9 protein-coding genes are annotated in these 13,273 nt (G+C 60.7%); 3 read left to right on the top strand and 6 right to left on the bottom strand.

Translation table 11 applies throughout. From position 1 onward, the window contains the following. Positions 1-351: 351 nt before the first annotated feature. The 3 genes from EJ075_RS28525 (at position 352) to EJ075_RS28515 (ending at position 6,695) form a co-directional block, all read left to right on the top strand. Positions 352-2,499: a mechanosensitive ion channel family protein gene (locus tag EJ075_RS28525; protein WP_245458035.1), complete on the top strand. Its 2,148-nt coding sequence runs from the start codon at positions 352-354 to the stop codon at positions 2,497-2,499. A gap of 447 nt (positions 2,500-2,946) precedes the next feature. Next, positions 2,947-5,280, top strand: coding sequence for an arylsulfatase (locus tag EJ075_RS28520; RefSeq protein WP_126106620.1), 2,334 nt, complete (start codon positions 2,947-2,949; stop codon positions 5,278-5,280). A gap of 233 nt (positions 5,281-5,513) precedes the next feature. After that, positions 5,514-6,695, top strand: coding sequence for a hypothetical protein (locus EJ075_RS28515; protein ID WP_126106619.1), 1,182 nt, complete (start codon positions 5,514-5,516; stop codon positions 6,693-6,695). An 83-nt stretch (positions 6,696-6,778) separates the two neighbouring features. Here the strand turns inward: EJ075_RS28515 and EJ075_RS28510 are convergent, their stop codons facing one another. The 6 genes from EJ075_RS28510 to EJ075_RS28485 form a co-directional block, all read right to left on the bottom strand. Further along, positions 6,779-7,120, bottom strand: a complete 342-nt coding sequence (locus EJ075_RS28510; RefSeq protein WP_126106618.1) for a DUF1622 domain-containing protein — start codon at positions 7,118-7,120, stop codon at positions 6,779-6,781. Beyond that, positions 7,120-8,037 carry a formylglycine-generating enzyme family protein gene (locus tag EJ075_RS28505; RefSeq protein ID WP_126107494.1) on the bottom strand — a complete coding sequence of 306 codons (918 nt, stop codon included), beginning with the start codon at positions 8,035-8,037 and terminating at the stop codon, positions 7,120-7,122. Before EJ075_RS28505 ends, EJ075_RS28510 begins: the two co-directional genes overlap by 1 nt. Before the next feature lie 240 nt (positions 8,038-8,277). Then, complete coding sequence (locus EJ075_RS28500) at positions 8,278-9,759, bottom strand: arylsulfatase (RefSeq protein WP_095486770.1); 1,482 nt, start codon at positions 9,757-9,759, stop codon at positions 8,278-8,280. A 57-nt stretch (positions 9,760-9,816) separates the two neighbouring features. Next, a complete protein-coding gene (locus EJ075_RS28495; RefSeq protein WP_126106617.1) occupies positions 9,817-10,260 on the bottom strand; it encodes a DUF202 domain-containing protein in 444 nt (147 codons plus the stop codon). Between the two features lie 72 nt (positions 10,261-10,332). Continuing rightward, positions 10,333-10,743, bottom strand: a complete 411-nt coding sequence (locus EJ075_RS28490) for a hypothetical protein (RefSeq protein ID WP_095486772.1) — start codon at positions 10,741-10,743, stop codon at positions 10,333-10,335. Positions 10,744-10,825: 82 nt separating this feature from the next. Continuing rightward, positions 10,826-13,192: an arylsulfatase gene (locus EJ075_RS28485; RefSeq protein WP_126106616.1), complete on the bottom strand. Its 2,367-nt coding sequence runs from the start codon at positions 13,190-13,192 to the stop codon at positions 10,826-10,828. Between the last annotated feature and the right edge of the window lie 81 nt (positions 13,193-13,273).

Below are 13,273 nucleotides of genomic sequence, written 5' to 3'. Positions count from 1 at the left end.
CGGAAGGTAACTTACTGTATTGGAGAATTCGAAAGTCAGTCCTCGATGTGAACCCCGCTTTTTCAGCAAGCCACGCAAGTAGCTCGACGTCCGTCGAAGCAGGTATCCTCACCGAACCTGTTCTCGGCTGTTCTTCACCAGATCGAGCGCATTTTTGTGCAGCTAGGCAGGCTCGCGATCATCCTCGATCTTGCTTCCTGCTTCGCCAGAAACGTCCCTGGCAATCACGTGGTAGATCGGATCGCACAGAACCGGCGATCTTTTGATCGACATAGCTGCCTTACCCAGCCGACCACGTAACTTACATTCCCCCACTGCCCTCCCCGCGGTAACCTCAAGCGGGAGAGCGACATGAGAGCGATCAGGACATCCCGGGTAAAGTCGCCATTTTTGGCGGCATGCTTCATGGCGGCGCTGGCGTTGGTGTGGTTGGCAGCAATGAGCAGCGCCTCGATGGCGCAGGCGCAGCAAAACTCGACGGTTTCGGCGGCCGATGAAAAATTTCAGACGTTCATCAGGATGCTTGATGATCCCGATATCCGCGCGCGGCTGGAGGCCGTAGCCGCGCCACCGGCGGCGGAAAGTCCGGGCGCGCGGGCCGCCTCGCAGATCACCGTGTGGGAAAGCACCATTCGCCATCATCTCACGGCAATGCGCAGCGCGTTTCCGCGCATCCCGGGCGAGGCCGCGAAGGCCGTCCAGATCGTAAGGACGGAGATCAACAACCACGGATTCGCGACGGTCCTTCTTCTTTTCGGGTCGCTGCTCGCATTGGGCTTCGGGGCGGAATGGCTGTTCAGGCGCGCGATAGGTGGAGTGAAGCAATCCGCCACGGCAGCCGAGCGTGAAGAGCGCGGCGCCGTTAATTGGCTGTCGGAACTTGCGCCGCTTGTTGTGTTCACCCTCGTCAGCGCCGGGGTTTTCCTGGCGTTCGAATGGCCGGCGCTGCTGCGCCTCGCTGTCATGACGTATTTGGTCGCCTTCATCGTTGTCCGCGCGGGGATGGCACTCGCCAGAATACTGCTCGCCCCGACCGCTGGAGCCGTTTCGGCAGAACAGGGAACACCCCTCAGGCTGATCCAGGCGAGCGATGCCGAAGCGCATTTCTGGTACCGGCGGGTGGCGATCTTCGCCGGCTATCTGATGGCCGGCGAGGCGACCGTCAGCCTGCTTCCTGCCTTGGGCTTCTCGCAGGACGTGAAAAGCTTGATCACCTATTTGCTGGGGATCGGACTGCTGGTCCTGGCCGTCGAAATGGTCTGGCGTCGTCCGGGCCGTTCGGCCACGACACAGGGCATAAGCCCCAAGGAGTGGCTGCTCACTATTTACCTGGTTGTCCTGTGGGGGTTTTGGGTCGCCGGCCTCACCGGCCTTTTGTGGCTCAGCATCTATGCCCTGTTGCTGCCGAGAGCATTGTCCATTGCCGGTCAGGCAGCGCTGAAGCTCGCGGAGGGGCGAGATGGTCTGACCTCAGCCAGTCCGATCCGGACCGTGCTGATCGTTCGAGGGGTTCGTTCGCTGGTGATCCTGCTGGCGGTTTTGTGGCTAGGCCTGGTATGGAGCCTGAACCCAAGCGTGTTGGCCGAAGGTAACACCGCCATACCCCGGATCGTGCGCGGCCTGCTGCATGGTGTCGTTATCCTGCTGGTCGCCGACCTCATCTGGCAGTTGGCGAAGGCCCATATCGGCCGGACACTGGAACTGGCCGCGGTCGACGATACAGTCAGCGCTGACGAGGTGGCACGGCGAAGCCGGCTGAGGACCTTGCTGCCGATCTTCCGCAACATGCTTGCCGTCCTGGTCGGCGTCGTGGCTGTTCTCACGGTGCTGTCGGGGCTTGGCGTGCACATTGCGCCGCTCATCGCCGGCGCAGGTATATTCGGGGTTGCCATCGGTTTCGGCTCGCAGACCCTGGTCAAGGATGTGTTGAGCGGCGTCTTCTTCATGCTCGACGATGCGTTCCGGGTCGGCGAGTACATCCAGAGCGGCAGCTACAAGGGAACCGTCGAATCCTTCAGCCTGCGCTCGGTCAAGCTGCGCCATCACCGCGGCCCGGTGTTCACGGTTCCGTTCGGGGACCTCGGCGCGGTGCAGAACATGAGCCGCGACTGGGTCATCGACAAGTTCCTGATCCGCGTGCCGTTCGACACGGATGTCAAAAAGGTGAAGAAGCTGCTGAACGTCATCGGGGCGGAGCTGCTCCAGGACCCCGAACTGGCGCCGCAGATCATCGAGACCGTGAAGATGAAGGGTGTCGAGCAGTTCGGCGACTTCGGCATGGAACTGAGCTTCGCCTTCATGGCCAAGCCCGGTCACCAGTCCGTCGTCAGGCGAAGCGCCTACACCATGATCCAGCAGGCCTTCGCGGAAAACGGCATCAATTTTGCCCAGCCGACGGTCCAGGTCGGCAGCGACGAGAAACAGGCCGCCGCGGCCGCGGCCAACGTGATTTCGCTTGCCCAGCAGAGGGCCGTACAGGCCGCACAGGGTGGTGAATAGGAAGCGGCGATCATCAGACGGCGCTTGGTATTTGGAGTAATGGCAGTGTCCGAAGCGATGCATCCCTTAGCACCCCCGCGCGATCGAGATCGCCAGGTTGGCGGGCTCGACCGGCGCCAGGTCAGGCGCAGGTTCGAGGAGTGCTTCAGTGCGTCCCGCATGGTCGATGACTACGAGGCGATCTACGCATCGGTTGCTGCAGGCATGTGCGAACCCAAGACGCCCCGCGGATCGTGACGCGGTAGTCCAATAGCTAATTTGCCCCTTAGGCGGGAGAAGCAGCATGACAAGCAGTAGACGATCATTCGTACGACAAGCGCTGGCGCGCGGCATTGCCGCGGCCTCGTCGACGGGCTCTTCGCATTCTTCGCGGTGCTGCTCCGAGCGCTCTGACGCGGAGGCAAAGATCTGGGCGGGATTACAACCGACTGACAACGGGAGAAGATCATGACCAAGAAACCATTCAACGGCGTCATCAAGCTCGATGTTCGTGATTCCAAACCGGATTGGGGGCCATTCACGCTGCCCAGGGCGCCGGAAGGTTCCCCGAATGTTCTAATCGTCCTCTACGACGACACCGGTCTCGCGGCTTGGTCGCCCTTTGGAGGCGGCATCAACATGCCGACGCTCCAGAAGCTTGCCGACAACGGCCTGATGTATTCGCAGTGGCACACGACGGCGCTCTGCTCGCCGACCCGCTCGACATTCCTAACTGGGCGCAACCACCACCTCAACGGATGCTCCTGCATCACGGAAGGAGCGCAGGGCTTTCCAGGGTGGAGCGGCCGCCTCCCGGCGGAATGCGCGACGATCGGCCAGGTCCTTCAGGATGCCGGCTGGAGCACCTATTGGCTGGGCAAGAACCACAACGTGCCTGAGCAGGATATCGCCTCCGGCGCGAGCCGCTCCGAATGGCCGTTGCAGAAGGGCTTCGACCGCTACTACGGCTTCATCGGCGGCGAAACCAACCAGTGGTACCCTGACCTCATCGAGGACAACAAGTTCATCGACCAACCCTATGGACCCGAAGACGGCTATCACCTGTCCAAGGATCTGGTCGACCACGCATTGCATATGATCCGCGACCAGAAGGCCTCGAACCCGTCGAAGCCGTGGTTCATGTGGCTCTGCCCCGGCGCCAACCACGCGCCGCACCATGCGCCCGAGGAGTACATCGACAAATACAAGGGCAAGTTCGACGAAGGCTACGAGGCCTATCGGGAATGGGTGCTGCCGCGCATGATTGCGAAGGGCCTTTTACCCAAGGACACCAAGCTTACGCCGATCAACCCGCTGCCGGCGGACGTGGCCAATCCGGGCGACGCCGTGCGCCCGTGGGACTCGCTCAATGCCGAGGAGAAGAAGCTGTTCGCCCGCATGATGGAAGTCTATGCCGGTTTCTCGGAATACACGGACGCGCAGGTCGGCAGGCTGATCGACTATCTCGAGCAGAGCGGCCAGCTGGAGAACACGATCGTCTTCTACTGCTCCGACAATGGCGCCTCGGGCGAAGGCAGCCCAAGTGGCTCGGTCAATGAAAACAAGTTCTTCAACGGCTATCCAGACGAGTTGTCGGAGAACCTCAAGTATCTCAAGGTGCTGGGCAGCACCGACACATATGGCCATTATCCGACAGGTTGGGCAGCAGCAACGTCGACTCCATTCCAGATGTTCAAGCGCTACTCGGAATATGCCGGCGGCACCTGCTGCCCGATGGTGATCTCCTGGCCGAAGGGCATCAAAGCCAAGGGAGAGGTGCGCAACCAGTATCACCACTCGACCGATATCGTACCGACAATCCTAGACGTTTGCGGACTGGAGATGCCCAAGACCTACCGGGGCGTCGAGCAGTACCCGCTCTCCGGCGTCTCGATGCGCTACAGCTTCAGCGCCGAGCCCGACGGCAAGACGACGAAAAAACGCCAGTACTACGCCATGCTCGGGACCCGCGGCATGTGGGAGGACGGCTGGAAGGCCGCTGCCCTTCACGTGCCACTGACCGGCAAGGGTCATTTCGACAAGGACGAATGGGAACTCTACCACGTCGACGCGGACCGCTCCGAATCGACCAACCTTGCAAAGAAGCATCCCGAGAAACTCAAGGCGCTCATTGAAACCTGGTTCGACGAGGCCGAGAAGAACAAGGTGCTTCCGCTCGACGACCGCAGCGCCACTGAGTTGCTCAACGTCGAGCGGCCGACGGAGGAACCTCCGCGCGAGCGCTACATCTACTATACCGGGACGTCGCCGGTGCCGGAGGGTGTCGCCGCCAACGTCCGTGGCCGATCCTACAAGATCGTCGCCGACGTCGAGATCGTCGACAAGGATTGTTCTGGCGTCATCTTCGCCCACGGCTCGCGCTTCGGCGGTCATGCACTCTTCGTCAAGGACAGCAAGCTCCACTACGTCTACAATTTCCTCGGCATCAAGCCGGAGCAAGCGTTCGTGTCGGAGAGCGAGCTCAAGCCGGGCAAGTACACGCTCGGAATGGAGTTCATCCGCGACAAAGCCGGCAAGCACGGGGAGTCGCTCGGCAAGACGACGCTCTATGTCAATGAGAAGATCGAGGCGCAGGGTGATATGCGTACCCAACCCGGCAAGTTCACCCTGTCCGGCGATGGGCTTTGCGTCGGACGGGACAGCGGCGATGCGGTTAGCGAAGACTATAAGACCCCGGGGGAGTTCAAGGGAGGCAGTATCCTGTTCGTCGGCGTCACTGTCGAAAAGGGCCAGTACCTCGATCTGGAGAAGCTGGCGGCAGCGGCCTTCGCCGTCGACTGACGTTGACTGCGGAAGGGAGGCCGAAGGAACCGTCCGGCGGCCTCTCCCTGCGCCTTCCGAGCCGATGAGATCGCGGGAGAAGGTCGATCGGACCAGGAATTGGACGAACGGAAATCAGATCAGCTTAAACTCTCGCTGGGATCGATGAACTAATTCCCCTGGAGCCGTAAAGCCAACCGGGAACATCTCGATGCTGATGAGCCGAGCTGTCGGGATCGGGAGCAGATGTGCGCATGCAAATGAACGAAGCTCTGCACGCAAACGAAGTACTGTTTGAGAATGGTCCGCCTGTCGGGCTCCAGCGACGTCTGGGCCTCGTCAGGGGTAGTCAACTGAATGTTGGCCGCCGGGCGATGATCGTCGGTGCGGTAGGCTGGGCGCCCCTTCTCGTTTTAGCCGGCATTCAAAATGTGACTATGCACACCGGCGGAATTACGCCGCTCCTTTGGGATGCGGGTATGCACGCGCGGTACCTGATCGCCGCACCACTACTCGTCTTGGCCGAAGCGCTGTGCGCACCAAGGCTCAATGCGATCGTACGGCACTTTGCTGACGCCGGGCTTGTAACCAATCGGGACCGTGGGACATATGACGCTGCCGTCGCATCGACCCGAGCGCAGCTCAATTCGCGCGCCGCAGAAATTATCGCAATCGCTCTGGCCTATCTCCTCATGTCTGCGGCGGTTTTTTCGCTGCCGTTCGATCAGATTCCGATTTGGCACAAGACCGGCGGCTCCGCGCCTGCCTTCTCGCCAGCCGGCTGGTGGCACGTGCTGGTGAGTCTCCCTTTGCTCCTGACCTTGCTCCTTGGCTGGACGTGGAGGCTTGCTCTGTGGGCGCATCTTCTGTGGCGGATCGCCCGGCTCGACCTCCGCCTCTTGGCATCCCATCCGGATGGCGCAGCGGGCCTTGCCGTGCTGGGATATTCTCTGCGGGCATTTTCCCTCTTAGCGATGGCGCTTGCCGCGATCGTTGCGGGCCGTTCGGCGAATATTGTCTTTGTCGACGGGGCGCTGCCGAGAGACCACACGATCTTCAGTGCCGGTCTCCTGGTGGTGGTCGGCGCCTTGTTCGCCGCGCCATTATTCTTTTTTACGCCGATGCTGATGAGGGCGTTGCAGCGCGGCTCATTCGAATACGGCGCTCTTGCCACCCAGGTCGGGGCGGCATTCGAAGAGAAATGGCTTGGGCGCGACAGACCTGTCGATAAGTCCGCGCTCGAGAAGCCAGACTTCTCGGCGACTACCGATTTGTACGCGATCGTCGCAAATGTCTACGCGCTGCGCTTGGTCCCGATCGACCTCAAAAGCATCGCCATGCTCGCCATCGCATTGCTGCTCCCGTTCGTTCCGGTCGTATTCCTGGCGCTACCCATGGCGGAAATCTTGGCAGGACTGAAGGGACTGCTTTTCTAGAGCTAGAATGACAATCGCGACCAGGGTGGATACGGATTCCGCATCTCAGCATCCAGATTCTGCTTGCCTTGCAATAGCTCCTGTCAGGTTGGCTGAGTTGTCCGCACCTCGACCAAATCCCGCTCGAGGAAGTAGTTAAGGAACGTTCGGATCACGGCAATTGCCGCCAGTCGTCCAATGTCATCCCAGCCCGGTGCAATCGAAGTTTCAATAATATCGGCCGCAAGCTGGAAGGTCAGGCCGGCAACCAGCCAGCGAGCATAGCGCAGCCAGACAACGCGTCCCTCGGTTGCTCCCGAAGGGACTAACATCGTTCGAAGCGCGCCGACGAATGCCTCGATTGTTCCGTATACGATTGCAATGAGGGCGATTGCATCGATAAGCAGGACGGCATACCCGGTAACGACGGCAAATGCCTGTTCCATCACTCCCCCGAGCGTGAACGAACGATGCAGCGCAAGCCGAGATGGCAGGTCGAAGTATCAACCGGCTGCGACATGCGCGCTGCAGGCCGATACCGCCGACAGTAATTGGGTGCACATAGAAAAGAGCCGCCCTTGGTTACCTTGCGTGGGATCGTGATCTCAGGGGTGTGGGGGTCAAAGCTGGCTTCGCGCTGGCCACCCCGCGGATTGTCGATCGTACAGCACGGGCTGTCGATCCGCGAGTGCTCCTGATACCAGTCCGTAGTCCACTGCCAGACATTTCCCGCCATATCGTGGAGCCCGTAACCGTTGGCCGGGAACGAACCGACCGGAGCCGTCCACTCGTAGCCATCCTCGTTGCGATTTTCGTAGGGAAACTCGCCTTGCCAGGTGTTGGCCAGGTGCTTGCCACCTGGCGTCAGTTCGTCACCCCAGACATATTCGGCGCCGTCGAGTCCACCGCGGGCTGCGAACTCCCATTCGGCTTCGGTCGGCAGCTCCTTGCCCGCCCATTTCGCATAGGCTTCGGCATCCTCGAACGCAACATGGACCACTGGGTGGTCGCCCAGCTTCTTGATGGAGCTCGCTGGGCCGCGCGGATGGCGCCAATTGGCGCCGCCTACATATACCCACCAGTTGTAGGAGTTCCGTATGTCGACCTTCTGAGGCGGCTTCTTGAACATGGAGGACGACGGCACCAGGAGTTCCGGTATCGCTCCGGGGTAGTCTGCGGGATCTGCCGGACGTTCAGCCAGCGTCACATAGCTGGTCTCTGCTACGAAACGCTCGAACTCGCGGTTGGTTACGGTATGGCGATCCATCCAGAAGCCACCCACCTTGACGCGGTGCGCCGGCGCCTCTTCCGGGTAATGCTCGTCCGAGCCCATCAAAAAAGTGCCACCGGGGATCCACAGCATGCCTTCGAAAGGCGGCACGCCGATGTGTCGGTCGCGCGTGGTCAGATCAACAGAGTCATTCACAACATAGCACCTTTTGTGTCGTCCCAGCTACCGAAGGCGATCATAGGCAACGCCATAGCGCTCTGTCATGGCGGTTAGCCACTCCTTCATCGCGTTCTCGCAAGTATATTTTTGTCAGTCCTAATCGCTCGGCAGTCAATGCCGGGTGGCGGGATGCCCGCCGCCCGGCCAACGGCGCTAGTGTCCGCCTCCGCCTGTGGCGGTCACCGCTTCCATCACATGGTCGAGATTGAAGCTTCCTGGCTTCTGGCGCGGCGGGAACTCGCGGAAACTCTGCAGCCATTGTCCCACGAAGGCGCCCGCGGGTGCGATCATAAACATGTGCTCGGCGAACCAGCGGCCATAGTCCATGCCGATCTGATGCGCGAGTTCAAAGGGGTCCATCCGTAGATTGGTCAACATCGGTGCACGCAGCGCCACGAAGGGCTCCTGCCAAACGTGCAGGCCGTGCGCGTCTTGCCGCAGGAAGGTAGCCTTCCAGTTGCCGTAACGCAGGGCGGCGACGCTGCCGTCATCGGTCCAATAGATGAACTCCTTGCGCGGCCATTTGGCCTCGCCCTTCAATGCGGGCATGAGGTTGTAGCCGTCGAGGTGGACCTTGTAGTCCCGGTCCATGGCCTTGTGACCTTTCAGGAGTTTCTCCTTGACGTCAGGCTCGCCAGCCGCGGCCAGGATGGTCGTGAGCATGTCCTCATGCGAACCGACATCGTTGATGACCGTGCCGGGTTCGATCACGCCGGGCCAGCGAATGGCGCACGGCACCCGATAGCCGCCTTCCCAATTGGTGTTCTTTTCACCCCGGAACATCGTCGTGCCACCGTCGGGCCAGGAGAAGGACTCCGAGCCGTTGTCGGTGGAGTACATTACAATGGTGTTCTCATCGAGACCCAGTTCCTTGAGCTTGGCCAGCATCTCGCCGACCTGACGGTCGTGCTCGACCATGCCATCGGCATAGATGCCGAGCCCCGTCCTTCCCTGCACCTCCTTCTTGAGGTGCGTGAAGATATGCATCTTGGTGGAATTCCACCAGAGGAAGAACGGCTTGTCCGCTTTTTTGGCGCGCTCCATAAAGTCGATCGCCTTGGCGGATACCTCTTCGTCGAAGGTCTCCATGCGTTTCTTGGTCAGCGGACCCGTGTCTGTGAGGCGGCCGTCGGCGAAGCTGTGAATGACGCCGCGCGGACCAAAGTTCTTCTTGAAATTCGGAAACTCCGATTCCTTCGGATAGTCGGGGTTTTCCGGCTCTTCCTCTGCATTCAGGTGGTAGAGGTTGCCGAAGAACTCGTCGAAACCGTGGTTCGAAGGCAACATCTCGTCACGGTCGCCGAGGTGGTTCTTGCCGAACTGCCCGGTCATGTAGCCGTGGTTCTTGAGCAGGCCGGCGATCGTCGGATCTTCCTTCTTCATGCCCTCGGGCGCTCCCGGCAGGCCGACCTTGGTGAGGCCGGAGCGGATGGGCGACTGCCCGGTGATAAATGCCGCACGACCTGCGGTGCAGCTCTGCTGCCCATACCAGTCGGTGAACAGCGCTCCCTCCTTGGCGATGCTGTCGATGTTGGGCGTCTTGTAGCCCATCATGCCCTGGTTGTAGGCGCTGACATTGAACTGGCCGATGTCGTCGCCCCAGATGATGAGAACGTTCGGTTTCTTGTCTGCCATTTTCGTCTCCTCCCTATGTTTTCGTATTGCCGCTCGGATGCTGCGCCATCCTTGGCTTCAGACCAACCGGAACAGCACGGCGATGAAAGTGAAAATGCCGATGAGCAACAGAACGATCGTGACGGCAAAGAGCGGCGTCTTGTGCGGGTCCTCGTCCACTCCGGCGAGCTGAGCGAACTGTTTGCTCCACAGATAACGAAGTAGCGATCGGTATTGCCACAGCGAGACAGCAAGCGCACCCACGCCGGCGAGGATGAGCGCAAGGCCGAGAACGCGCGGCGACTGCGGGCGCAGCGCCGGGGCGACGCCTTGCATGTCCTGAAAACGCTCGAAGAACTGGACGATCGTGAAGCCGAAGCCGATAAGCGAGACGGACGTTCGCACCCAAGACATCAGCGTGCGCTCGACGCTGAGACGCGTACGCAGCCAAGAGAAATGACTGTCCGATGTCACATGGACTTCAAATCTTGGCGGGTTCTCATCCGCGGGCTGGCTCACCATTCTGATCCCCTTGAATCCCTATTCATCGACATTGTTTCAGCGTACGAGATTGGCCCCAAGGCTTTTGATCATTCACGATTTTGGTCCGAGACGAGCGCTGCTCCACCAGCGCGCGATGCGCGCCGCCGGGCCCCGGATCAGGAGATAGGGAACGAAGGCGAGAACAATCGCCACGACCACAGCTTCAAACGGATAGAAGGTGCCCAGTTGCATGATTTGATAGACGGCATCCAGGATCACGGCGAGCACCATAACCTTGCCCGTCGATCTGACCCCTTCGACAAGGCGCGCGCGGCGCTCGTCAGGCTTTGACAGGACGGTCCAGAAATAAGGCGAGCGCCCGTCGCGCGCGTCCTTGATGCCGTCACGTATCCCGAACAAAGTCGCCATCACCGGCTGAAGAAGGAATCTGAGCGCCAGGGGCCCACTCGGCCTTGCGACGAGGTCTTCCCAAAAACGTTGCAGAATGTCTTCGATTGCCATTCGTGCTCATCCCTCTTTGCGAAGACGGTTGCCTGGAACGGCGACGCCGTTGCCGGCGCCGCCCTTCCGTAACACGACGTCCTTACTGCCGCGCCAGTGCGACGCGAAGCGCCTCTTCCGGCGAGACGTGGTGGTCGGCATGCTCGGCGTCTTCGCCAATGGCGAGTTGCACGCCCTTTATGACTCCATTGAACGCGTTTCCACGCGGGCCGTAGTCCGGCGAAACGGGCGCTCCGGTGTCGCAACCGACATCGCAGCCATCGTCCGCCGAGAAGACCGATGGCGCAGTTGCGCCCACAGCGCCTTCTCCGACCTTCTTGCTGTTGATGAACAAGGACACTGTGCCGCCCTTGCCGGGACCGCCCCCCGCATAGGCGAATTCCATGCGGACCTGATGCGATCCGGGCGGGATTGCATCGGCGGATTCGGCGAAGAAATGCTGTACGCCGATCAGGTTGTAGCAGTATTTGAGCTTGCCGCCCTTGGCGTAGAGGCTCCAGCCGCCGATATTGGCGCCCTGCGAGATGATCACGCCTTCAGCGCCTCCCTCCGGCACCACGATCTCGGCTGTCACCGAATGCGACTTGTTCTTGAGATTGAGGACGGAGTTCTCCGAAAGGCGACCCATGCCTCCGAACAGGATCTGGGATTTCCCCTTGATCAGAACCGGCCGTCCCGCCAGATCAGAGTCAAAGCGAGCGGCGACATTGTCGTCCAGCGGCAGCACATTGTAACGGGCGGCCTCGATCAGCCACAGGCGCTGAAGCTGATGCAGTTTGTCCGGCATCTGCTTTGCCAGATCGTTGGCCTGGCTCCAGTCCTTGCTGGTGTCGTAAAGCTCCCAGACGTCGTCGTCGAAGGCGGGGACCGTCTCTCCGTGCAGCAGCCACGGCGTCTTGTGCCGCGTCACCGCGGTCCAACCCTTGTGGTAGATGCCACGGTTGCCAAACATCTCGAAGTATTGGGTCTCGTGCCGCTCCGCTGCCTTCGCTTCGTTGAACGAATAGAGCATGCTGACGCCTTCAATCGCCATCTGAGCAACACCGTCTACCGCCTGTGGTTGGGGGAGCCCGGCTGCTTCCAGTATGGTCGGTGCGACGTCGATGACATGATGAAACTGGGAGCGGACCTCACCCTTCCCTGCGATGCCGTTTGGCCAGTGCACGATCGTGCCGTTTCGGGTCCCGCCCCAGTGCGAAGCGACCTGTTTTGTCCACTGGTAAGGCGTGTTCATGGCGTGCGCCCAGCCGACAGCAAAGTGGTTGTAGGAGTCCGGTCCGCCGAGCTTGTCCAGCCGCTCCATGAGGAATTGTGGTGTCTCAAGAGCGGCCAGGCCATTGAAATTGGCCATTTCGTTATAGCAGCCGATCAGCGTTCCCTCGGCCGAAGCGCCGTTGTCGCCGATGATGTAGTAGATGAGCGTGTCATCGGTCAGTTTCATCTGGTCGAGGCTGTCGAGGAGCCGCCCGACGTGGTGGTCGGCGTATTCCAGGAATCCGGCGTAGACCTCCATCTGACGCCTCAGAACAGGCTTCATCTCCTCGGGCATTTGATCCCAGGCAGGAATCTGCTCGTGACGCGGCGTCAGCTGGCAGTCGGAAGGAATGACGCCGAGCTTGAGCTGGCGGGCGAAGGTCTCCTCGCGCAGCTTGTCCCAGCCCTGATCGAACTTGCCCTTATACTTGTCCGCCCACTCTTTCGGAACATGGTGGGGAGCGTGGGTTGCGCCGGGCGCGAAATACATGAAGAAGGGCTTGTCTGGTATAAGCGCCTTCTGCTGGCCGACCCAGGCAATCGCCTTGTCGGTCATGTCCGCCATGAAATGGTAGCCCTCTTCCGGCGTCTTATGCACTTCAATCGGCGTGGTGCCCTCATACAGTGACGGATACCATTGATGCGCTTCGCCGCCGATGAAGCCGTAGAAATATTCGAAGCCACCGCCACCGGTGGGCCACGCGTCAAACGGGCCTGCCGGGCTCGTTTCCCACACCGGGACCTCGTGGCATTTGCCGAACTGTGCGGTCGCATAGCCATTCAACTTCAGTGTCTTTGCCAGTGGAGAAGCCGTGTTCGGCAGGACCGAGCAATAGCCGGGCGAGCCACTGGCGATCTCGGTAATGCCGCCCATGCCGACCGAGTGGTGGTTGCGCCCCGTGAGCAGCGCCTGGCGCGTCGGCGAGCAAAGAGCTGTCGTATGGAAGCGATTGTACTTGAGACCGCCGGCAGCCAGTCGTTCGGCGTTGGGCGTCTGGCACGGACCGCCGAAGGCGCTTGAGGCGCCGAAGCCCACATCGTCGAGCAGGATCACCAAGACGTTCGGGGCGCCCTTTGGCGGACGCAGCTGCTCGATGACCGGATACTTCGATTCCGGATCCTTGGCGTCGTAGGTGATGAGACCGGTTCGCGGACGTGTCGGAATCGGAAGAACGCTTCGGTTGCCATCGCTCATCGTGATCTCCCATTTGGCGGCGGTCTTGCCACATATCTTCGGAGTGCAGGTAGGTTGCTCCTTCGTGAGGTTTGCCTATTG

The sequence above is a fragment of the Mesorhizobium sp. M6A.T.Cr.TU.016.01.1.1 genome (assembly GCF_003952585.1).
GTDB classification, from domain to species: domain Bacteria; phylum Pseudomonadota; class Alphaproteobacteria; order Rhizobiales; family Rhizobiaceae; genus Mesorhizobium; species Mesorhizobium mediterraneum.
The sequence above is the reverse complement of the archived record's forward strand: the minus strand, read 5'-3'. Positions and strand labels throughout refer to the sequence as shown.